Origin of the sequence: Agromyces larvae (assembly GCF_022811705.1) — a bacterium.
GTDB lineage: Bacteria > Actinomycetota > Actinomycetes > Actinomycetales > Microbacteriaceae > Agromyces > Agromyces larvae.
Window position 1 is genome coordinate 3,871,751 of sequence record NZ_CP094528.1, and the last position, 21,902, is coordinate 3,893,652.

General features: G+C 71.6%; 21 protein-coding genes. 10 read left to right on the forward strand and 11 right to left on the reverse strand.

Going from position 1 to position 21,902, the window contains the following annotated elements; translation table 11 throughout:
- Positions 1–2: 2 nt before the first annotated feature.
- A complete protein-coding gene (locus tag MTO99_RS18330) occupies positions 3–3,728 on the reverse strand; it encodes a nitrate reductase subunit alpha (RefSeq protein WP_243555614.1) in 3,726 nt (1,241 codons plus the stop codon).
- Positions 3,729–3,836: 108 nt separating this feature from the next.
- Here MTO99_RS18330 and MTO99_RS18335 point away from each other — a divergent pair, with 108 nt between their 5' ends.
- From MTO99_RS18335 to MTO99_RS18345, 3 genes are all read left to right on the forward strand, one after another.
- Positions 3,837–4,646, forward strand: coding sequence for an alpha/beta fold hydrolase (locus MTO99_RS18335; RefSeq protein ID WP_243555615.1), 810 nt, complete (start codon positions 3,837–3,839; stop codon positions 4,644–4,646).
- A 17-nt stretch (positions 4,647–4,663) separates the two neighbouring features.
- The gene (locus MTO99_RS18340) at positions 4,664–6,544 is read left to right on the forward strand and encodes a DEAD/DEAH box helicase (RefSeq protein ID WP_243555616.1); all 1,881 of its coding nucleotides are present in this window, start codon (positions 4,664–4,666) and stop codon (positions 6,542–6,544) included.
- 85 nt (positions 6,545–6,629) lie between these two features.
- On the forward strand, positions 6,630–7,133 hold the full coding sequence (locus MTO99_RS18345; protein ID WP_243555617.1) for a bifunctional nuclease family protein: 504 nt from the start codon (positions 6,630–6,632) through the stop codon (positions 7,131–7,133).
- A 34-nt stretch (positions 7,134–7,167) separates the two neighbouring features.
- On the opposite strand, the gene MTO99_RS18350 is transcribed toward MTO99_RS18345, so the two are convergent.
- The gene (locus MTO99_RS18350; RefSeq protein ID WP_243555618.1) at positions 7,168–7,788 is read right to left on the reverse strand and encodes a dihydrofolate reductase family protein; all 621 of its coding nucleotides are present in this window, start codon (positions 7,786–7,788) and stop codon (positions 7,168–7,170) included.
- A gap of 24 nt (positions 7,789–7,812) precedes the next feature.
- The gene (locus MTO99_RS18355; protein WP_243555619.1) at positions 7,813–8,649 is read right to left on the reverse strand and encodes an alpha/beta fold hydrolase; all 837 of its coding nucleotides are present in this window, start codon (positions 8,647–8,649) and stop codon (positions 7,813–7,815) included.
- A gap of 186 nt (positions 8,650–8,835) precedes the next feature.
- Here MTO99_RS18355 and MTO99_RS18360 point away from each other — a divergent pair, with 186 nt between their 5' ends.
- Together MTO99_RS18360 and MTO99_RS18365 are read left to right on the forward strand one after the other, a co-directional pair.
- A complete protein-coding gene (locus MTO99_RS18360) occupies positions 8,836–10,200 on the forward strand; it encodes an O-acetylhomoserine aminocarboxypropyltransferase/cysteine synthase family protein (protein ID WP_243555620.1) in 1,365 nt (454 codons plus the stop codon).
- Positions 10,197–11,516: an LLM class flavin-dependent oxidoreductase gene (locus tag MTO99_RS18365; RefSeq protein WP_243555621.1), complete on the forward strand. Its 1,320-nt coding sequence runs from the start codon at positions 10,197–10,199 to the stop codon at positions 11,514–11,516. Before MTO99_RS18360 ends, MTO99_RS18365 begins: the two co-directional genes overlap by 4 nt.
- Positions 11,517–11,594: 78 nt before the next feature.
- Here MTO99_RS18365 and msuE read toward each other — a convergent pair whose 3' ends face one another.
- The 3 genes from msuE to MTO99_RS18380 all read right to left on the reverse strand — a co-directional run bounded on the left by msuE (position 11,595) and on the right by MTO99_RS18380 (position 13,053).
- Entirely contained in the window at positions 11,595–12,185 is a 591-nt protein-coding gene (gene msuE / locus MTO99_RS18370; protein ID WP_243555622.1) for an FMN reductase, read from the reverse strand.
- Positions 12,186–12,370: 185 nt separating this feature from the next.
- Positions 12,371–12,661, reverse strand: coding sequence for a DUF4287 domain-containing protein (locus MTO99_RS18375; RefSeq protein ID WP_243555623.1), 291 nt, complete (start codon positions 12,659–12,661; stop codon positions 12,371–12,373).
- Between the two features lie 5 nt (positions 12,662–12,666).
- Positions 12,667–13,053, reverse strand: coding sequence for a cupin domain-containing protein (locus MTO99_RS18380; RefSeq protein WP_243555624.1), 387 nt, complete (start codon positions 13,051–13,053; stop codon positions 12,667–12,669).
- Positions 13,054–13,099: 46 nt separating this feature from the next.
- Between MTO99_RS18380 and MTO99_RS18385 the strand changes: the two genes are divergently transcribed.
- On the forward strand, positions 13,100–14,089 hold the full coding sequence (locus MTO99_RS18385) for an ArsR/SmtB family transcription factor (protein ID WP_243555625.1): 990 nt from the start codon (positions 13,100–13,102) through the stop codon (positions 14,087–14,089).
- 141 nt (positions 14,090–14,230) lie between these two features.
- Here MTO99_RS18385 and MTO99_RS18390 read toward each other — a convergent pair whose 3' ends face one another.
- Genes MTO99_RS18390 through MTO99_RS18405 form a run of 4 tightly spaced genes read right to left on the reverse strand, consistent with a single transcriptional unit; the run spans position 14,231 to position 17,478 of the window.
- Positions 14,231–14,470 (reverse strand): hypothetical protein, encoded by a 240-nt coding sequence (locus MTO99_RS18390; RefSeq protein ID WP_243555626.1) that lies wholly within the window; start codon positions 14,468–14,470, stop codon positions 14,231–14,233.
- 10 nt (positions 14,471–14,480) lie between these two features.
- Positions 14,481–15,464: a hypothetical protein gene (locus MTO99_RS18395; protein WP_243555627.1), complete on the reverse strand. Its 984-nt coding sequence runs from the start codon at positions 15,462–15,464 to the stop codon at positions 14,481–14,483.
- A 19-nt stretch (positions 15,465–15,483) separates the two neighbouring features.
- On the reverse strand, positions 15,484–16,836 hold the full coding sequence (locus MTO99_RS18400; RefSeq protein ID WP_243555628.1) for an FAD-binding oxidoreductase: 1,353 nt from the start codon (positions 16,834–16,836) through the stop codon (positions 15,484–15,486).
- 57 nt (positions 16,837–16,893) lie between these two features.
- A complete protein-coding gene (locus tag MTO99_RS18405) occupies positions 16,894–17,478 on the reverse strand; it encodes a helix-turn-helix domain-containing protein (protein ID WP_243555629.1) in 585 nt (194 codons plus the stop codon).
- 82 nt (positions 17,479–17,560) lie between these two features.
- On the opposite strand from MTO99_RS18405, the gene speB reads away from it, so the two are divergent.
- Genes speB through MTO99_RS18425 form a run of 4 tightly spaced genes read left to right on the forward strand, consistent with a single transcriptional unit; the run spans position 17,561 to position 21,098 of the window.
- Positions 17,561–18,529: an agmatinase gene (speB, locus tag MTO99_RS18410; protein WP_243555630.1), complete on the forward strand. Its 969-nt coding sequence runs from the start codon at positions 17,561–17,563 to the stop codon at positions 18,527–18,529.
- Positions 18,530–18,541: 12 nt separating this feature from the next.
- A complete protein-coding gene (locus tag MTO99_RS18415; protein ID WP_243555631.1) occupies positions 18,542–18,988 on the forward strand; it encodes a YybH family protein in 447 nt (148 codons plus the stop codon).
- Positions 18,989–19,022: 34 nt separating this feature from the next.
- Positions 19,023–20,447, forward strand: coding sequence for a purine-cytosine permease family protein (locus tag MTO99_RS18420; RefSeq protein WP_243555632.1), 1,425 nt, complete (start codon positions 19,023–19,025; stop codon positions 20,445–20,447).
- A gap of 9 nt (positions 20,448–20,456) precedes the next feature.
- Positions 20,457–21,098 (forward strand): cyclase family protein, encoded by a 642-nt coding sequence (locus MTO99_RS18425; protein WP_243555633.1) that lies wholly within the window; start codon positions 20,457–20,459, stop codon positions 21,096–21,098.
- A 122-nt stretch (positions 21,099–21,220) separates the two neighbouring features.
- Here the strand turns inward: MTO99_RS18425 and MTO99_RS18430 are convergent, their stop codons facing one another.
- Positions 21,221–21,793, reverse strand: coding sequence for a GNAT family N-acetyltransferase (locus tag MTO99_RS18430; protein WP_243555634.1), 573 nt, complete (start codon positions 21,791–21,793; stop codon positions 21,221–21,223).
- Positions 21,794–21,902: the final 109 nt, after the last annotated feature.

Sequence of the window (21,902 nt, forward strand, 5' to 3'; positions counted from 1 at the left end):
TCTCAGTACTGCACGTCTTGCGATCGCCGGCGGATGGTCGCCACCAGGTCGCGCTGGTTGCCCGTCGGGCCGAGGTAGTTGAACGTGTACGACAGTTGCGCGTACCCGCCGATGAGGTGCGTCGGCTTCACCAGCAGCCGGGTCACCGAGTTGTGGATGCCGCCGCGCTTGCCGGTCGCCTCCGACTTCGGCACGTCGATCGTGCGCTCCTGCGCGTGGTGCACGTAGACGACGCCCTCGGGCATCCGGTGCGACACGATCGCCCGGCCCACCAGCACGCCGTTCGAGTTCACACACTCGACCCAGTCGTTGTCGGCCGCGCCGATCGCCGAGGCATCCGCCGGGCTCATCCACACCGTCGGCCCGCCGCGCGAGAGCGAGAGCATGAACAGGTTGTCCTGGTACTCCGAGTGGATCGACCACTTCGAGTGCGGCGTGAGGTAGCGCACGACCACCTGCTGCCCGCCGTCGGGCCCGAGGCGCGGCTCACCGAACAGACGGTGCATGTCCAGCGGCGGCCGGTACGTCGGCATCGCCTCGCCGAGGTCGCGCATCCAGTCGTGGTCGAGGTAGAAGTGCATCCGCCCGGTGAGGGTGTGGAACGGCTTCAGCCGCTCGATGTTCACCGTGAACGGCGCGTAGCGCCGGCCGCCCGTCTCGGATCCCGACCATTCGGGGCTCGTGATCACCGGCACGGGCGCGGCCTGCGTCATTGCGAACGTGATGCGCTTCTCCTCGCTGCCCTCGGCGAGGTCGGCGAGCGGCTTGCCGACCCGCTTCTCGAGGCTGCGGAAGCCCTGCACCGCGAGCTCGCCGTTCGTCGTGCCCGAGAACGACAGGATCGCCTCGGCGAGCTTCACGTCGGTGTCGATCGCGGGCCGCCCCTCGGCGGCGCCGCCGAGCATGACGCCGTTCTTCTGCGCCAGCCGGTCGACCTCGTGCGCGACGTCGTAGGTGACGTTCTTGATCGTGAAGCCCAGCTTGTCGGCGAGCGGCCCGACGGTCGCGAGCTTGTCGGCGATCGCGGTGTAGTCGCGCTCGACGACCGCGAACACCGGCATCGTCTTGCCGGGGATGGGCGCCACGTCGCCGCGCGCCCAGTCGCGCACCACGCCGCCCGGCTGCGTCGTCTCGCCGGGGGTGTCGTGCTGCATCGGCACGGCGACCAGATCCTTGCGGGTGCCGAGGTGCGTCGCCGCCATCCGCGACAGATCGCGCGCGATCGCGTGGAACAGGTCGAAGTCGCTCTTCGCCTCCCACGGCGGGTCGATCGCGGGCGTGAACGCGTGCACGAACGGGTGCATGTCGGTCGACGACAGGTCGTGCTTCTCGTACCAGGTCGCCGCCGGGAACACGACGTCGCTCAGCAGCGTCGTCGACGTCATGCGGAAGTCGGCCGAGACGAGCAGATCGAGCTTGCCCTCGGGGATCTCGTCGCGCCAGCGCACGTCGTTGGGACGCACGGATGCCTCGTCGGTGGCCATCACGTTCGAGTGCGTGCCGAGCAGGTACTTCAGGAAGTACTCGTTGCCCTTGGCGCTCGACCCCATCAGGTTGGACCGCCACAGCGTGAGCAGCCGCGGCCAGTTCTCGGGGGCGTCGACGTCGCTGATCGCCGACTTCAGCGAGCCGTCGGCCAGCGACCCGGCGACGTAGGACGCGGCATCCACCGCCGTACCCGCCTCGACCGCCGCCGCGGCCGCATCGGCGACGTCGAGCGGGTTCCGGTCGAACTGCGGGTAGAACGGCATCCAGCCGAGCCGCGCCGACTGCGCGATCGTGTCGGCCGTGTGCATGCCCGTCAGGTTGCCCTCGGCGAGCGGCGACGCGAGCGCGTCCGCCGAATAGCCGTCGAACCGCCACTGGTCGGTGTGCATGTACCAGTACGACGTGCCGGTCATGGTGCGCGGCGGGCGCGACCAGTCGAGGGCGTTCGCCAGCGACAGCCAGCCGGTGATCGGGCGGCACTTCTCCTGCCCGACGTAGTGCGCCCAGCCGCCGCCGTTGCGGCCCATCGCCCCGGTGAGGATCAGCAGCGCGAGGATCGAGCGGTACGTGGCATCCCCGTGGAACCACTGGCAGATGCCCGCGCCCATGATGATCATCGACCGGCCGCCCGAGTCGAGGGAGTTCTGCGACAGTTCGCGGGAGACGCGGATGCACGCCTCGGCCGGCACCCCGGTGATGTCCTCCTGCCAGGCCGGCGTGTACGGGGTCTCGCGGTCGTCGTACCCGGTCGGCCACTCGCCCGGCAGGCCCTCGCGGCCGACGCCGTACTGGGCGAGCAGCAGGTCGAACACGGTCGTCACGAGGGCGGTCGTGCCGTCGGGTTTGGCGATGCGGGTCGCGGGCACCCCGCGACGCAGCACCGCGCCCGATCCGTCGGGTGCGTCGAACCGGGGGAGCAGCACCTCGGTCGCCGAGGCTTCGACCTTCGCGTCGCGGATCGAGAGCGCCGGCTGCACCTCGCCCAGGTCGAGGTTCCAGCGGCCCTCGCCCGACTCCGCATAGCGGAAGCCCATCGAGCCGTTCGGCACGACCGGCTCGCCGGTCGCCGCCTCCAGCACGACGGTCTTCCACGCGTCCTCGGGGGCGGATGCCTCGCCGCCGAGGTCTGCGCTTGTCAGGAACCGCCCCGGGATCAGCCCGCCGTCGGCGTGCTCCACCAGCGTGATGAGGTGCGGCAGGTCGGTGTACTTGCGCGAATAGTCGACGAAGAACGGCTCGCGGCGGTCGACGTAGTGCTCCTTCAGCAGCACGTGCCCCATCGCCATCGCCAGCGCCGCGTCCGTGCCGGCCTGGCACGGCAGCCACTCGTCGGCGAACTTCGTGTTGTCGGCGTAGTCGGGGCTGACGGTCACCACCTTTGTGCCGCGGTAGCGCACCTCGGCCATCCAGTGCGCATCCGGCGTGCGGGTGACGGGCACGTTGGATCCCCACATCACCAGGTACGTGGCATCCCACCAGTCGCCCGACTCGGGGACATCCGTCTGATCGCCGAAGACCTGCGGGCTCGCGACCGGCAGGTCGGCGTACCAGTCGTAGAAGCTCGTCATCACGCCGCCGACCAACTGGGTGAAGCGCGTGCCGATGCAGTGCGACACCATCGACATCGCCGGGATCGGGCTGAAGCCCGCGACCCGGTCGGGGCCGTACTCCTTGATCGTGTGCACGTAGCCCGCGGCGACCAGCTCGACCGCCTCGGCCCAGCTCGCCCGCACCAGCCCGCCCTTGCCGCGCGCCTGCTGGTAGCGGCGGCGCGTCTCGGGGTTCGTCGTGACATCGTGGATCGCGAGCACCGGGTCGCCGCCGTGCCGCGCCTTCGCCTCCCGGTACGCCTCGAGCAGCACGCCCCGCACGTACGGGTACCGCACCCGGGTCGGCGAATAGGTGTACCACGAGAACGCAGCCCCGCGGGGGCAACCGCGGGGCTCGTATTCGGGGCGATCGGGGCCGACGCTCGGGTAGTCGGTCTGCTGCGCCTCCCACGTGATGATGCCGTCCTTGACGTACACCTTCCACGAGCACGACCCCGTGCAGTTCACGCCGTGCGTCGAGCGCACCACCTTGTCGTGGCTCCATCGCTCACGGTAGAACGCGTCGCCCTGGCGACCCCCCTCGCGGAACACCGCGCGATGGTCGGACGTCTCGTCCCATCGCGTGAAGAAACGCCCGACCGCGAGCAACGCGTCGGACGCCGGACCATCCACTCCGATCGAGGGCGTCATATCTCGGACGATACCGAGCGATCGTCGGGTTAGGCCAGCCTTGGCTGACGGCGCGCCGTGCATTCGATCGGGGCGGAGCCGTGCATCCGATCGAGGCAGAATGGCCGCATGCCCTCGCTGCCCCCGCTCACCGAGATGCCGGACCCCCAGTTCGTGATCTCGGGCGACGCACGCCGCATCGCGACGTACACCTGGGGCGACGAGGACGCGCCGACCGTGCTCGCGGTGCACGGATTCGCCTCGAGCTGCCGCGACAACTGGGTGACCACGGGCTGGGTGCGCGACCTCACCCGCGCCGGGTTCCGCGTGCTCGGCGTCGACCAACTCGGCCACGGCGCGAGCGACCGGGCGACCGACCCGGTCGCGTACGCGATGGACGCGCTCGTCGCCGACCTCGTCGCGGTGCTCGACACCTACCTCATCGACGCCGTCGGCTACCTCGGCTACTCGCTCGGCGCGCGCGTCGGCTGGCAGCTCGCGGTCGCGGCACCCGACCGGGTCGAGCGGGCCGTGCTCGGCGGCATCCCCGACGGGCGCCCGCTCGCCCGACTCCAGATCGAGCAGGCGCGCGCGTACGCCACCGAGGGCACGCCCGTGACCGACCCCGTCACCCGCACCTACGTCGCCCTTGCCGAACGCGTGCCGGGCAACGACCTGCGCGCGCTCGTCGCGCTCGCCGAGGGCATGCGGCTCGGCGGCGATGCCGACCCCGACCCCCTGAACCCGCCGCGCCAGCCCGTGCTGTTCGCCACGGGCGCCGACGACGCCATCATCGAGCAGTCGCGCGCGCTCGCCGACCTCACCCCCGCGGGGGAGTTCGCCGAGATCCCGGGCCGCCACCACTTCAACGCGCCCGGCTCGCGGGTCTTCCGCCAGGCGGGCGTCGCGTACCTTCGGGCGGGTTCCTCCCAGCCCTGAGGGATACCGTTGGTGTCATGAGCGAATCGGATGCCGCGCCCACCGCCGAGACGGAAGCGCCGGCGACCCCGACCTTCGCCGACCTCGGCCTCGACGACCGGGTGCTGAAAGCATTGAAAGACGTCGGCTACGAGACCCCCTCGGCGATCCAGGCGGCGACGATCCCGCCGCTGCTCGAGGGGCACGACGTGCTCGGCACCGCGCAGACCGGCACCGGCAAGACCGCCGCGTTCGCGCTGCCGATCCTCTCGCGACTGGATGTCTCGCAGAAGACGCCGCAGGCGCTCGTGCTCGCCCCCACGCGCGAGCTCGCACTGCAGGTCTGCGAGGCGTTCGAGCGGTACGCCGCGCACCTGCGCGGCGTGCACGTGCTGCCCGTCTACGGCGGGCAGGGGTACGGCGTGCAGCTGTCGGCGCTGCGCCGCGGCGTGCACATCGTCGTCGGCACCCCGGGCCGCATCATGGACCACCTCGACAAGGGCACCCTCGACCTCTCGGAGCTCAAGTACCTCGTGCTCGACGAGGCCGACGAGATGCTGAAGATGGGCTTCGCCGAGGACGTCGAATCGATCCTCTCCGACACCCCCGACGACAAGCAGGTCGCACTGTTCTCCGCGACGATGCCGGCGCCCATCCGCCGCATCTCGGGGCAGTACCTGAGCGACCCCGTCGAGATCAACGTCAAGACGAAGACCACGACCGCCGCGAACATCACCCAGCGCTACCTCGTCGTCTCGTACGCGCAGAAGGTCGACGCGCTCACCCGCATCCTCGAGGTCGAGGCGTTCGAGGGCGCGATCGTGTTCGTGCGCACCAAGACCGAGACCGAGACCCTCGCCGAGAAGCTGCGCGCCCGCGGGTTCTCGGCCGCCGCGATCAACGGCGACCTCAGCCAGCAGCAGCGCGAGCGCACGGTCGAGCAGCTGAAGTCGGGCAAGCTCGACATCCTGGTCGCCACGGATGTCGCGGCCAGAGGCCTCGACGTCGACCGCATCAGCCACGTCGTCAACTTCGACATCCCGACCGACACCGAGTCGTACGTGCACCGCATCGGGCGCACCGGCCGGGCCGGCCGCACGGGCGACGCGATCAGCTTCGTCACGCCGCGCGAGCAGCGACTGCTCACCTCGATCGAACGCGCGACCCGGCAGCCGCTCACCCGCATGCAGCTGCCGAACGTCGACGAGGTCAACGCCACGCGCCTCTCGCGGTTCGACGACGGCATCACCGCCGCCCTCGAACAGGCCGAGCGCATCGCCGGGTTCCGCGACATCATCGCGCACTACGTCGAGCACCACGACGTGCCCGAGACCGATGTCGCGGCGGCGCTCGCCGTGCTGGCGCAGGGCGACACCCCGCTGCTGCTCAGCCCCGAAGAGGAGATCCGTGCGCTGGACGACCGGCGCGGGCGCACCCGCGACGACCGCGGCCGCGACGACCGAGGCGACCGCGGTCGCGGCTCGCGCTTCGACGACGACCGCCCTCGGCGCGACGACCGCGGCGACCGAGGCGACCGCCCCGAACGCCGGCGGCGCGAGGCATCCGGCCCGATGGCCACCTACCGCATCGCCGTCGGCCGTCGCCACCGCGTCGAGCCGCGGCAGATCGTCGGCGCCCTCGCGAACGAGGGCGGCCTGCGCCGCGAGGACTTCGGGCACATCGACATCCGACCCGACTTCTCGCTCGTCGAGCTTCCCGCCGACCTGCCGCGCGACGTGTTCGACCGGTTGGAGCGCACCCGCGTGAGCGGCCGGCTCATCGAACTGCGGCCCGACACGGGCGCCCCCGCCCGGCGCGGCGGCGGATACGGTCGCGATGACCGCCGCGGCGGTTTCGACCGCGACGACCGGGGCGGCGCCGACCGCCCTGCACGCAAGCCGCGGCACCGCCCCTCCTGACCGGGTCGTCCGCCGCGCCCGCCCGCCGGCAGGCGATCGGATCTACCCTGGGAGGGTCGCGTCCGATCGAGTGACGGGAGGCGCCATGATCCAGGTGCGCGTGCTCGGCATCGCGCTCGACCCGGCGCGCCAGCACATCGTGCTCCTGAAGCCGGTGCTCGAAGAGCCGGGCGAGGGGCTCGTGCTGCCGATCTGGATCGGCGTGCAGGAGGCGACCTCGATCCTCATCGCCATCTCCGACGAGCATGCGCCGCGACCGCTGTCGCACGACCTCATGAAGACCCTGCTCGACACCGTGGGCGCCGAGGTGGACCGGGTCGACGTCACCCGCATCGACGAGGGGACGTTCTACGCCGAGATCTCGCTCGACACCGCCGCCGGAAGGCGCACCGTCGACGCCCGCCCCTCGGACGCGATCGCGCTCGGGGTGCGAGCGGGCGCGCCGATCTTCGTCGCCGAAGCGGTCTTCGAGGACGCCGGCATCCCCGCCGCCACCGCCGAGGGACACGACGAGGCGGCCGACGAAGCCAAGCTCGACGAGTTCAAGCGGTTCCTCGACGAGGTCGACCCCGAGGACTTCCAGGGCTGAGCGCCACCGCCCGTCGAGGGGGCGCCGGCGCGGATCAGCCGGCGGGTTCGATCCCGTCGTCCATGTCGCGCAGCACGAGGTCGCCCGAGCGTTCGTACACTGCGCCGACCGCGCCACCGGGATATGCCCGCGCGCGCACCAGGCGGAACGCCGCCGGGATCGTGCCCGGCCCGAACAGTCGCTTGCCCTCGCCGAGCGTCACCGGATACGTCCAGAGCTGCAGCCGATCGACCGCGTCCGCGGTGAACAGCGACTGCAGCAGGCTGCCCGAACCGATCACCTGCACCTCGTCGAACCGATCGCGCAGACGCGCGGCGGTCGCCGCGTCGGGCAGCACGGTCGTGCCCTGCCAGTCGGGATCGGCGAGGGTGCGCGACACGACGAACTTGGGCACCTGCGCGAACTTGGCCGCGATCGGGTTGTCGGCCGGCACTCGCGGCCAATAGCCCGCGAAGATGTCGTACGTGCGCCGACCGAGCAGCAGCGCGTCCATGCGGTCGATGTCGGCGCCGATGTCGGCACCCGACTCGTCGTCGAGGAACTCGGCCTGCCAGCCGCCGTACGGGAACGCGCCGCTCGGGTCCTCCTCACGGCCGCCGGGAGCCTGGTACACCCCGTCGAGGGTGAGGAACATGCTCGCCGCGATGATGCCCATGGTGTCGGCTCCCTCCGCTCGGCGTCACTCCTCGAGGAATGCGAGCAGCGCCTCGTTGACCTCGTCGCCGTGGGTCCACAGCAGGCCGTGCGGGGCCCCCTCGATCTCGACGTAGGTCGCGTCGGGCAGGAGTTCGCGGAACCGGCGCGCGGTGACGTCGATCGGCAGGATGCGGTCGGCCGTGCCGTGCACGATGAGCGACGGCACGTCGATCTTCGGGATGTCGTCGCGGAAGTCGGTCGGCCAGGTGAGCGGTGCGGCCGCGATCGCCACGTTGCCGGCGTGGTTGGCGATCTCCACGCTCGCCGCCAGCGCCTCGGGCGACAGCCGGTCGCCGAGGAACGTGTCGGTGTTGTAGAAATCGTCGAAGAACCCCGTGAGGAACGCGTGCCGGTCGGCCCGCACCGACGCGGCGATGCCGTCGAAGAACTCCTGCGGGCCGGCGCCGCCGGGATTGTCGTCGGTGAGCAGCAGGAACGGTTCGAGCGAGCCGATGAACACCGCCTTGCTCACCCGGGCGCTGCCGTAGTTCGCGAGGTAGCGGGCCACCTCGCCAGTGCCCATCGAGAACCCGACGAGCACCGCGTCATGGAGTTCGAGCTCTTCGATCATCACGTCGAGGTCGGCCGCGAACGTGTCATAGTCGAACCCCGACCCGGTTTTCGAGGATGCCCCGAACCCGCGGCGATCGTAGGCGATCACCCGGTACCCGGCGTCGAGCAGGGCGTACTGCTGCTTCGTCCACGAGGCCGCGCTCAACGGGAACCCGTGGATCAGCACCACCGGCCGCCCCGCCCCCTGATCGATGTAGTGCAGTGAGACCTCGGTGGAGTTCTCGATGCCGACGGGCATGCGTGCCATGTGGGTTCCCCTCCTGAAGCGTGCCTGTGCTCGACGCTATCCCGGCAGGGTCGCGGTGGGAAGGGGTGGACGACAGGGCGTCCGTGCGCCGGTCGGCGACGGGCTGCATTACCGACCGTGACGGCCGGTGACCTCGGGAGACGCGTCGGAGTCGCGGGCGAGCGCCGCACCGCCCAGCATGGGCTGATGGGATACCCATCAGCCCACGACGACGCCGCGTTCGCCACCCGACAGGTGCACGCCGGCGAATCCGACGATCCGGCATTCGGTGCGCGCATCACACCGATCTACCTGAGCGCGGGGTTCCGGTTCGACGACTTCGCCGAGGCGCGCGACCGGTTCGCCGGCCGGGCCGAAGGCTACCTGTACACGCGATCGGGCAACCCGACGAACGCGGCGCTCGAACGCCGCATCGCGGGGCTCGAGGGCGGTCGCGACGCGGTCGTGGTCGCGAGCGGTCAGGCCGCGCTCACGGTGTCGGTGCTGTCGGTCGTGGGCGCCGGCGACCACGTGCTCTCGGCCCAGAGCATCTACTCGGGCACCCGCAGCCTCTTCGCGCAGGCGTTCGGCCGGCTCGGCATCGAGGTCGAGTTCATCGACGACCCCCGCGACGTCGGCGAGTGGCGCCGCCGGCTGAGGCCGACCACGCGCGCGTTCTACACCGAGTCGATCGCGAACCCGACGAACGAGGTCGCCGACCTCGCGGGCATCGCCGCGGTCGCCCACGAAGCGGGGGTGCCGCTCATCGTCGACAACACGCTCGCGACGCCCTACCTGGTGCGGCCGATCGAGCACGGCGCCGACCTCGTCGTGCACTCGGCGAGCAAGTTCCTCTCGGGGCACGGTGCGGCGCTCGGCGGCGTGATCGTGGACGCGGGCGTCTTCGACTGGGCCGCACGGCCCGATGCGTACCCGCACCTCACCGCGTCCGACGAGGCGCTGCGCGGGCGCAGCTACGTCGAGGCGCACGGCGGCCACGCCCTCACCGCGTATGTGCGCGAAGTCACCGGCGCCCTGTTCGGGCCGGTGCTCTCGCCGGTGAACGCGTTCCTCATCCAGCAGGGCATCGAGACCCTGTCGCTGCGCGTGCAGCGGCAGTCCGCGACGGCGCTCGAGATCGCCGCGTGGCTCGAACGGCAGCCCGAGGTGCGTCGGGTCGACTACGCGGGCCTGCCCTCGCACCCGTCGCACGACCTCGTCGCGCGCTACCTTCCGCGCGGGGCCGGCGCAGTGCTCGCGTTCGAGATCGAGGGCGGCGAGGCATCCGCCGCGGTCTTCCACGACGCCGTCGCCCTGTTCAGCCGCATGAGCCACATCGGCGACGTGCGGTCGCTGATCCTCCACCCCGCGACCACGACGCACGCCCACCTCGACCGCGCGACCCGGGAACGGGGCCGCATCACGGGCGGGCTGCTGCGCCTGGCGATCGGGCTCGAGGAGCCCGACGACCTGATCCGAGACCTCGAGCGCGGCTTCGCGGCCGTGCGGGTCGCGCATGACGTCGACGCGATCGACACCGATGTGCGCGTCACCGAGGGGAGCACCCGATGAGCCGACTGCAGCATTTCGGATGGTTCTTCTCCCGCGGGTTCGGGCCGCAGGGGTGGGGGCATCCGTACTTCGACTGGGGCTACCGGTGGACCGAGCCCGCGCTCTACCAGCAGTCGGCCCGCGAACTCGAGCAGGCCGGACTCGACCTCGTCATCATCGAGGACGGCCCGTCGCTCGGCTCGCCCGAGACCCTCGACCTGCGCGTCCGCGAGGCGTACGGCGGACCCAAGCACGATCCCGTCGCGCTGACGTCGTTCCTGCTCGCCGCGACGTCCCACCTCGGCGTCGCGCCGACGGTGAACGCAGGCGCCTGGGGTCCGTATCTCGCGGCCCGCCACTTCGCCTCGCTGCACCACCTGAGCGGGCACCGGGTCGGCGTGAACGTCGTGACCGATGTGCCGAGCACCCGCCACTACGGCGTGCCGCGGGTCACCCACGACCAGGCCTACGATCGGGCCGACGAATGGCTGCGAGCGGTGCGCGAACTCTGGCACAGCTGGGACGACGGTGCGCTCGTCGCGGATCCGTCGACCTGGCACTACGCCGACGGCTCGAAGCTGCGTCGCACTCGGTTCGAGGGGGAGTACTTCGACGTCGAGGGGCCGTTGAACGCCATCCCGTTCACCGACGGAGACCCCGCCGTCGTGTCGCCCGGCGGGTCGCCGAAGGGCATCGCGTTCGCCGGCGCCCACTCCGATGTGCAGCTCGCGCTCGCGCCCCTGCAGCTCGAACGGGTGCGGACGTACCGTCAGCGCGTCATCGACGCGGCGGTCGCCGCCGGCCGGCCTGCGGGCGCGGTGAAGACGCTGTTCGTGTTCAAGCCCGAGATCGTCGCGAGCGACGAGGAGGTCGAGCGCGTGGTGCGTGCATCGTTCGATCCGACCGACGACGTCGTCGCCGCGATCCTCGCCGGGCAGTCGAGCGACCTCGAAACCGACCTCACGAGCCTGCCGCTCGACCGACCCGTCGACCCGTCGATCTTCGGCGAGCACGTGTCCCAGGGCAGCATCAAGGGGCTCCTCGGCACCTTCGACGACTTCTCCTCGGCGACGCTGCGGGAGCTCATCGTCGCGAAGGCACGCAAAGGCCGCATCGACGAGCATGCCGGGTTCGTCGGCACCGCCGAGCAGGTCGCCGACTTCATCGAGGAGTTCGGCGAGGAGGCCGACAACGACGGCTTCATCTTCTCGGGCGACCTGCACCCCGTGACCGTGCACCGGTACCTCGACGAACTCGTTCCGGTGCTGCGCCGGCGCGGCATCCTGCGCCGCGAGTTCGGCGGCGGCGGCATCCAAGGCAATCTGCACGAATTCTGATCGGATGCCCCGTGCGGATGCTCCGTGCGGATGCTCCGCCTCGCGCGCCGGCGCGAGGCGGAGCATCCGGCCCTGGGCTCACCAGGTCGAGACGTACTCCGACACCGAGTCGGCCAGCGTGCCGCGCACGACCGGGATGCCGCGCTGCACCGCCTGCTCGATGCGCTCGCGCAGCGACTCGGACTCGATGCGGTAGTCGACGAAGTCGGGGTCGCTCGCGTACACGCCGATCGGCAGCGTCAGCGCCTGGAAGAACGAGAACAGCGGCCGGAACTGGTGCTCGATGATGAGGGCGTGCCGGTCGCTGCCGCCCGTCGCGGCGAGCAGCACCGGCTTGTCGATGAGCGAGTACTGCCCCACGAAATCGAAGACGTGCTTGAAGAGCCCGGTGAAGCTGGCCCGGTACACCGGGCTCGCGACGATGAGCAGGGTCGCTGCCTCGATGTCGCGGATCGTCTCCTCGGCGGTCGGGCTCAACTCGGAGCGGTTCAGCGCCCCCGAGAACTCGCGGCCGATCTCGCTCAGCTCGATCAGTCGGGTCTCGACGTCGATGCCGCCGTCGCGCAGCGCATCGGCGAATGCCTCCAGGATCTCGCGAGCGAGCACAGTGGTCTTCGAAGGCGCGTGCAGGCTGCCTGACACGGCCACGATCGAAACGGTTCCAGCCATGGCACCGACCGTAGGAGCCCTCCGCGCTCGCCGCGAGCGGCACCGACGCGTGGGGTAAGAGACTGCAACACGGCGCCACACGCCGCCCGCGCGGCGCCCGCACGGCGCCCGCACGCCGCCCGCACGCCGCCGCACGGCGCCCGCGCGGCGGCCCGCCGCGGGCCTGGGCCGCGGCGGGCGGGCGGTCAGCGGTCGGGGTTGGTGGCGGCGCCGTCGAGCCAGAGGGTGTCGGATGCATCGGCGTGCGCGCCGTTCGATCCCACGTGCTTCGACGAGATCTTCGGGCCCTTCGTGATGACGTGCACGAGGGCCATCGCGTGCCCCCGGCCGAGGTCGTAGTCGGCCTTCAGCCAATCCACGATCGGCGTCGCCTTGGTGGTCTCGTCGAACCCCTGCTCGTGTGCGAGCTCGATGAGCTGACGCGGGGTGAGGCCGGTCTTGCGCTCGATGGTGTCGAGGTACGCCTGGAACGACATCCCGCTCACTCCGCCCAGGTCTGGACGATGACGGCGGACGCGTGGATGCAGAGCACCCGCAGGCGACCCTCGCCGACGTTGGTGAAGCCGTGCCAGACCCCGGCCGGGACGGTCGCGGTGTCGCCGGCCTGGGCGACGAGCGTCTGCTCGCCGATGCGGATGCGCGCGGTGCCGTCGAGCACGACCCACGTCTCGGCGTAGGGATGCCAGTGCAGCCCGGGGCCCTCGCCCGGCTCGTTGTCGACGAAGAAGTACGACACGCCCGCGCCGTGCTCCTGGCCGACGAACCGGCGGGTCCGCCCCGTGCCGATGACGAGCGAGTCGCCGGGCACGAGTTCGGCGGGGGAGGGCGGGGTCATGGTCGGGGTCATGGTGATCTCTGCGGCGTTCATGCGGACAGGCTCTCGCCGTGGCATCCGGCACCGTTAGTGTTTCGATATGGATCGAAACTTCGTCGACTTCCGGCTCGCCCCCGACGACCTGCGAGCCATCCGGTTCGGCATCTCGCCGGGCCACGAACTCTGCCACGCGATGCGCGTGCTCCAGCGGCCGGACGGGCATCCGATGCAGTGGGGCTGGCTGCGCGGTGTGCGCGGACGTCTGCCGCGCGACGCGTTCGACCTGTTCGCCGACGTCATCGGCATCGACGGGTACTTCCCCGACTTCCTCACCTCGACCCCCGCATGGGACACCACGCCCGACCGCGAGGCGGCCCGGCTGCGCGAGGTGCCGCTCGAACAGATCCGGTTCGACCTGCACAAGATGGTGCTGCGGTCGAGCGGCGCCAGGCAGCGGCGCATCCGCGACCTGATCGACGAGCCCGAACGCACCCGCGAACGCATCGCCGACGCCGGGCAGTTGCTCTGGCGGGCGGCGCTCGAACCCGTGTGGCCGCAGCTCGAGCGCATCCTCCGCGCCGACATCGCGGTGCGGGCGCGCAGGATCGCGGCCGAGGGCATCGCCGGCATGGTGGGCGCGCTGCACACGTCGGTGAGCTGGAGCGGCGATGCCGTGCGCGTGCAGCTGCGCCGGTTCTCGGACACCATCGACTGCCGCGGCAGCGGCCTCGTGCTCGTGCCCTCGGTGTTCGGCGGGCAGGGGTGCACGGTGCTCACCGAGCAGGGCGTGCAGCCGACGCTGTTCTACCCGGCACAGGGAGTCACGGAACGGTGGGCGCGCGACCCCGTCGCCGTCGCCGACGCGCTCGGGGCGCTCGTCGGCGAGACCAGGGCGCGCATCCTGGTCACGGCGCACGCCGCACGCACCACCTCGCAGGTCGCCGCCGATGCCGGGCTCGCGATCTCGACCGCGTCGCACCACCTCGCCATCCTCCGCGACAGCGGCCTGATCGCCGCCACGCGCGACGGAGCCCGAGTGCTGCACGAGCGCACGCCGCTCGGCGAGGCGCTGATCGGCGGCGCCGGCTGAACGGGGCCGGCTGAACGGCGCCGGCCGAACGGGGCCGGCCGACCGGGGCCGGCCGACCGGGGCCGGCCGACCGGGGCCGGCCGACCGGGGCCGGCCGACCCCCTCCCGCCCCCGGCGATGCGCCCCCGGCGGACCTGCGACCTACTCGAGGTTGTCGACCGGAGTCTCGGGGTCGAGCGGGTCGCCCTCGCTGGCACTTGTGACCACGGAGCCGTCCTCGGCGCCGGTGCCCTCGGCCGCGGCGTCCTCAGTGTCCTCGGCTTCGCGGCGCTCGGCCTCGAGCTCGGCGGCGTACGCCTCTTCGGCGTTCGGATCGAGCGCGCCGCGCGGGTCGCGGTCGAAGCCCAGCGGCTCCTCCAACGGATCGACGAAATCGGTCATGGCATGCTCCTCACTCGGGGTGCTCGGTCTCGGCCCACCGCAGCACACGCAGGGCGCGCAGGGTGTTCCACGGGCTCGGTTCGCCCTCGGGGACGTCGATCTCGTAGGCGTCGTGCCCGCGCTTTGGACGGCCCGCGGGCCACCGCCCGTCGTCGAGACGCTGCGAGCGCAGCAGGTCGAGCGGGTCGGCGAGGCGGGGGTCGGCCGACGCGCCCGTGGCGCGGAAGTAGTCGAGCGCCCGCAGCACGTCGTACCACCAGTAGGTGGGGAACGAGAGCTCGAGATAGCGCTGCTTCACGACTTCTCCGGTGGAGCGGCGACGGTAGAGCTGCCGCGCGAGCAGGTACTCCTCGCCGCGTCGTCGGGCGTCGCGCACCGTGTCGAGCAGTGCGGGATCGGCACCGTCGTCACCGGCCTCGATCGCACGTTCGTACGCGAGCAGCCCCTCGAGCACGCACATCGTGGTGTCGATCGACGAACGGTCGGAGTCGGGCTCGCAGTTCCACCCGCCGTCGGCGCGCTGCTCGTCGAACAGCCGCCGCACGATCTCGCTGCTGCCGGCACCGAGCTGGCCGAAGTACGCCGCGTTCGCGAGCACACCGCCGTTCACGCAGGCCTCCTCCTCGCCGGAGAAGTAGGGCCGGTCGTCGAACTCGCGCCACGTCACGCCGTCGCGCACGCGATCGATCGCCCCCGCGACCCGCGGGTCGGCGGGATCGATGCCGAAGTTGCGCAGGATCTGCAACGTCCACATCACGCTGTTGCGCGCGCCCTCTTCGCCGTACTCGTGCCCGCCCCAGTAGCCGTCGTCGGCCTGTCGGGCGAGCAGTTCGGCCCCCCAGCCCTCGGTCGCCGCACGCGCGCGTTCGGCGGCCACCTCGTCGTCGGGTGCGTCGAGCAGGTCGCGCGCGACCTGCCAGCGGATCGCGGGGTCGGCGTCGAGCAGCCAGTCGATTGCATCCATGCGGGCCATGCTGGCGGATGCCTCGGACATCGCGGAACCCCTTGACGCGTCAGGCCCGGGCGATCGGCCGGTTGCCGACGAACAGCCCGGTCGGGTCGAACCGGCGCTTGATCTCGGCGAGCCGCTCGACCACCTCGGCGGGATAGGCGTCGGCGAGCGTGGTGCCCGTGCCGAGGAAGCTCGGCACCCCGCCCGTCGCGGGATACCTCGCCGCGAGCTCGCGCAGCGGCTGCAGCGCCCGGGCGGGGTCGATGCCGGGGCCCATCAGCACCACCCCCGCGTTCATGAGCAGCGGTGCGTGCAACGCACCGATCGCCGATCGCTCGGCGCCGAGTTCGTCGGCGATCGCGCCGCCGAGCACGCGGAGCCCGCACCGGGTGAGCCCGAGGTCGGCACCCGCGAGGAACGCCGCCACGAAGTCGCGGGCGAACGTCTCGTCGAATCCGCTGAGCACACCGCCGAGGTCGGCGGTCGGCATGGGGTCGACCGGTTCGGCGGCGACGGCCGCGAGCGAGCCGATCGTGAACGCGGTGAGGGTGTTCGCCACCGGTTCGGCGACGGCGAGCAGCCGATCGGCGAACGCCCGCCCCTCGGCCTCGTCGCCGACGTGCACCATCGCCACGGTGGCGACCGTCTGGCCGCGCATCGGCTCGGGCACGAGCGGCACGTCGGGGAACCGCATCATGCCCACCTCGAGGCCGAGGTCGAGCGCTTCGCGCGACAGGTCGAACGCCGCCGTGATCGCCGCGACCGCGTGCTCGGGTGCGAACATCAGGCTGCCGCCGAACAGTGCGTCGCCCGCGTGCAGGGCGAGCTCGATCTCGGTGACGATGCCGAAGTGGCCGCCGCCGCCGCGCAGCGCCCAGATCAGATCGGGGTCGTCGGCGTCGGAGAGCTCGAGCTCGTCGCCGGCCGCGTCGACGAGTCGCGCGGTGATGATCGAACGGGCCGTGAGGCCGTAGCGGCGGCTGAACATCGAGTGCCCGCCGTTCAGCGCGAGCCCCACGATGTTCACCTCGGGGTTGGAGCCGGCGAGGGCGACCAGCCCGGTGCCGTCGAGCTCCTGCAGCGCCCGCCCCCAGTTGACTCCGGCGCCGGCGCGCAGCACCCGCGCCGGCTCGTCGACGACCAGCCGGTCGAACCGGCTCGTGCGCACGAGCACGACCCCGTCGAGCGAGCCGTCGGCGCCGTGGCCGTTCGGCTGGGCGGTGACCTTGAGGCCTGCGGCGGCCGCGGTGCGCACGACGGTCTGCAGTTCGCGTACGTCGGCGGGGGTCGCGATCGCGGCCGGCCGTTGGTCGACCGCGAGGTTCCACGGCTGCCTGGCGGTGTCGTAGTCGGCGTCGCCGGGGAGGACCACGGTGCCGGTGATGGAGGTGCGGAGCTCGTCGAGCGCGGTCATGGTCGTCCTTCCGTCCACGGGGGCACGCTAGCGCGCAGCGCCGACATCCGCATCAGGTCAGGAGGTGCCGCTCCACGCCGCGGGCACGAGCACCCACGCGACCTCGGCTCCCTCGTCGGGGTCGGCCGCCCAGTTGTGCGGTTCGCGCCCCGGGAAGGTGAGCGAGTCGCCCGCTGCGAGGCGCTCGGTGCGGTCGACGAAGTGCACCACGAGCGAGCCCGAGATCACGTGCAGCACCTCGACCTCGCTCGAGATCGTGTAGAGCTCGGTGCCACCGGATGCTCCGGGCTGCATGCTCGACCGGATGATCTGCACGCGCGACTCGCTGCGAGGGGAGACGAGCCGTTCGACCACCCCCGTTCCGCCGAGGTTGATGAGCGGCGCCTCGTCGAGGGCGACCCGTTGGATCTCGGGCTCGGCGAACAGTGCGCCGACCGGGAGCGAGAGCACCTGGCAGAGCTGCACGAGCGTCGCGACGCTCGGCGAGGTGTCGTCGCGCTCGAGTCGCGAGAGGAACCCCTTGGTGAGTCCGCTCGCATCGGCGACCTGGGCCAGGGTGAGGCCCTGGGCCTTGCGGGCGTTGCGGATGCGCGCCCCGATCGCGACGGGTGCGCTGCTCGGGCCGGGATGGACTGGACGCACGGCGGACTCCTCATTGACAGCGTCGGCGCGCGGGCGTACCGTGACCGCAAGGTTTACCTCAGAATATCGAAAGTTTACTGCTATGCAACCTGCTTCCGATGACGGCACACCGGGCACGCCGGTCGGCCCGGTCGACGCCAGCCGCGTCCCCCGGTTCGCGGGCATCGCCACCTTCGCGCGGCTTCCTCGGCTCGACGAGGTCGAGCACGCCGACATCGCGATCGTGGGCGTGCCGTTCGACAGCGGGGTCAGCTACCGCCCCGGCGCCCGGTTCGGCCCCGCGCATGTGCGCGAAGCATCCCGGCTGCTTCGTCCCTTCAACCCGGCGCAGCGGGTGTCGCCGTTCGAGACGCAGCAGGTCGCCGACGCGGGCGACCTCGCCGTCAATCCGTTCTCGATCGACGAGGCCGTCGCCGAGATCGAGCAGGGCGCCCTCGCGCTCGCCGATCGCGCCGACCGCCTGGTCGTCATCGGCGGCGACCACACCATCGCCCTGCCGCTGCTGCGGGCCGTGCACGCGAAGCACGGACCCGTCGCGGTGTTGCACTTCGACGCGCACCTGGACACCTGGGACACGTACTTCGGTGCGCCGATCACGCACGGCACGCCGTTCCGGCGCGCGTCGGAGGAGGGGCTCATCGACCTCACCGCGAGCATGCACGTCGGCACCCGCGGCCCGCTCTACGGGGTCGACGACCTCGCCGACGACGAGCGGCTCGGATTCGCGATCGTGACGAGCGAAGACGTCGAGGAGCACGGCGTGCCGGCGGCGATCGAGCGCATCCGCGCCCGCATCGGCGACGCGCCGCTGTACATCTCGATCGACATCGACGTGCTCGACCCGGCCCACGCACCCGGCACCGGCACCCCCGAGGCCGGCGGCCTCACGAGCCGTGAACTGCTGCGCATGGTGCGCGCGCTGGCCGACCGGCGCATCGTGGGCGCCGATGTCGTCGAGGTCGCCCCGGCCTACGACCACGCCCAGCTCACGGCGGTCGCGGCATCCCACGTCGCCTACGAACTGATCAGCGCGATGGCGCCCCGCCCCTGAAGGAGTCCCCGCATGACCGCTCGAGAACCCCACGCCGCCGAGGTGCGCCGCGCCGCGGCCGAGATCGTCGACGCGTTCGCCGCGACCGACGGCGACCGCTATTTCGCGGCGTTCTCGCCCGACGCGACGTTCCTGTTCCACACCGAGCCGACCCGCCTCGACGACCGGGCCGCGTACGAACGCCTGTGGCGCGAGTGGGTGGAGAGCGGGTGGCGCGTGCGGTCGTGCGAGTCGTCGGGCTCGCGCGTGCAGACCTTCCCCGGCGGCGCTGTGTTCACGCATGACGTCGCCACGAGCGTCGACACGGGCGACGGCGCCGTCGAGTCGTATCGCGAGCGCGAGACCATCGTCTTCCGTGTCGCCGATGCCGACACCGACACCGATACCGACCCCGACGACGCGGCGGCCGGCCACGCCCTCACCGCCGTGCACGAGCACCTGTCCCCGGCCCCCGCCTGACCCTTCCCCCGAGAACCCCACCCCAGGAGGAGCAATGTCGCTCTACACCCGCCTCGACCGCCACCTCGAACAGCAGGCCGACAACGCCGGCCCCATCCGCGGCACGCTCTCGCTGCGCCGCATCGGCATGATCTGGCTCGCTGCGAACCTCGTGGTCACCACGCTGCTCACCGGCACCCTCTTCATCCCGGCCGTCGACTTCGGCATCGCGTTCGCGATGATCGTGCTCGGCACGGTGGGCGGGGCGATCGTGCTGACCCTCGTCGGCAACATCGGCACCCGCACGGGTCTGCCCACGATGGCGCTCACCCGTGGCGCGTTCGGCACGAACGGCAGCCTGCTGCCGGTGACCGCGAACGTCGTCATCCTGATGGGCTGGAGCTGGGTGCAGGCGATGCTCGCCGGCGTCACCGTCGACTACCTGGTGCACAGCCTGACCGGGTTCTCGAATCCGATCCTGTTCTCGGTGCTCGCGCAGACCCTGGTCGTCGTGCTCGCCATCTTCGGGCACGAGGGCATCGCGCGCGTGGAGCCGTGGCTCGCGGTGGCGATGCTCGCGATCATCGCGTGGATCTTCATCACCGCGTTCACGACGTTCAGCCCCGCCGAGTTCCAGGCCATCCCGGCCGACGAGTCGCTCGGCCTCACGCCGGTCGTGGTGCTCGACATCGTGATCGCGACGGCGATCTCGTGGACGGTGCTGTCGGCCGACTTCAACCGGCTGGCCGCGTCGAGCCGTGCCGGCATCATCGGGTCGGGCATCGGCTACACGCTGTCGACGGTCATCTCGATGACGCTCGGCGCGGTCGCGCTCGGCTACGTCATCCTCTCGGGCGGCGACGCGGTGGCGTTCGACCCGGGCACGATCGTCGGCGCGTTCGGTGCGCCGCTCGCGATCGTCATCTTCCTGTCGGTGATGGCGACGAACACGATGGTCGTCTACGGCATGGTCACCTCGGTCGTGAACGCGCGCATCGGCAGCCGCCTGCGGTTCCTGCCGACCGCGCTCGTGCTCGGCCTGATCTCGATCATCGGGTCGACCTGGCTCGGCCTGCTGAACCAGTTCACCGACTTCCTGGTGATGATCGGCGCGTTCTTCGTGCCGGTGTTCGCGATCATGATCGTCGATTACTACCTGATCAAGCGGTCGGCGTACAGCCGTGACATCCTGCAGCGCCGCGGTGGCCGCTACTGGTACACCGCGGGCGTGAACTGGATCGCGGTCGGCGTGTGGGTCGTGGGCGCGGTCGTGTCGTACCTGTGGACGTACGTGTGGCCGCTGCCGGTCGGCGCGACGATCCCGGCGTTCGCGTTGACGTTCGTGCTCTACCTCGTGGCGATGCTGCCCGATCGCGCGCGGCATGCGCGCGAGCAGAGCGTGCACCTCGCCGGATCGGGCGGGTCGGGTCAGACGGATGCCACGAGCGAGACGGATGTCGCGACGGATGCCACGGCGTGAGCTGACGTGATGCGCGAGCTGAGTCATCCGATCTCGACCGGGATGCAGGTCTACCCGGGCGATCCCGATGTGCGTCTCGAGCCCGCCCTCGAGCTCGCGCGCGACGGCGTCGATGTGGCCCGCCTGCACCTCGGCTCGCACACGGGCACCCACCTCGACGCGCCCTCGCACAGCGTGGCCGGCGGACGCACGACCGGGCGCATCGCGCTCGACGAACTCGTCGGCGATGCGCTGGTCGTGCATCTCGCCGGGCTCGCGCCGCGGTCGACGTACGGGCTCGATGCGTTCGAGTCCGCGCTCGCCGGCGGGCTGCCCGAGCGGGTGCCTCCGATCGTGATCGTCGACACGGGCTGGGCGGCGCGGTTCGGCTCACCGGCCGCGCTGGACCACCCCGCCCTCGACGCGGATGCTGCGGCCGAACTGATGCGCCGAGGCCTTCGCCTGCTCGCCGTCGACACGCTGAGCCCTGATCCGACGGTCGCCGGCGGCACGTCGTTCCCGGTGCACGAGGTCGTGCTCGGCGGCGACGCGCTCATCGTCGAGAACCTGACGGGTCTCGACGGCCTGCCCGAGCGGGTGCGCGCGGGGTTCTTCCCGCTGCCGATCGACGCCGACGGCGCGCCGGTTCGGGCCGTCGCGTTCATCGACTGATCCGCGTCGCGTCGCACTCGTCGCGCTCGTCGCGCTCGTCGCGATCGGCCGGAATCGGCGGCCGGCGCCCTCAACGGCACGCGTGACGGCCGGCGGAGGCCTGAGCCGGTTCGTCATGCGGCTCAGCCGAGCATCAGCCGCATCACCAACCGCGGGAACCCGTTGATCACCGAACCGCTCACTGCGGCCTCGGTGAACCCGGCGCGCTCGAACAGCGACCGGGTGCCGACGTACGCCATCGTGAGGTCGACCTTCGCGCCGCGATTGTCGACCGGGTACCCCTCGATCGCGGGCGCGCCGTGCTCGCGTGCGAACGCGATCGCACCGTCGAGCAGGTGGTGCGCGATGCCCTGCCCGCGGTGGCCGGGGCGCACGCGCAGGCACCACACGCTCCAGACGTCGAGGTCGTCGACGTGCGGGATCTTGCGGCTCGTCGCGAACGCGGTCTCGGCGCGGGGGTGCACGCCCGCCCAGCCGACGACCTCGTCTCCGTCGTACGCGAGGACCCCGGGCGGGATCGGCTCGGCCATGAGCTGCCGCACGCGCTCGCCGCGTTCGGGGCCGCGCAGCGCCAGGTTCTCTTTCGACGGCAACCGGTAGCTCAGGCACCAGCACACGTTCGATTCGGGCTTCTTCGGCCCCACCATCGTCGCCACGTCGGCGAAGTCCGTCGCCGCCCGCACCTCGATCCCCATGCACCCCACCCTGCCACCCGCCCCCGACACCCTTCCGCCTCGCCGCCTCCGGCACTGATGCGCCGGTGGCATATCGGGATGGGTGACGCGCGCGCCGCCTCCGGCACTG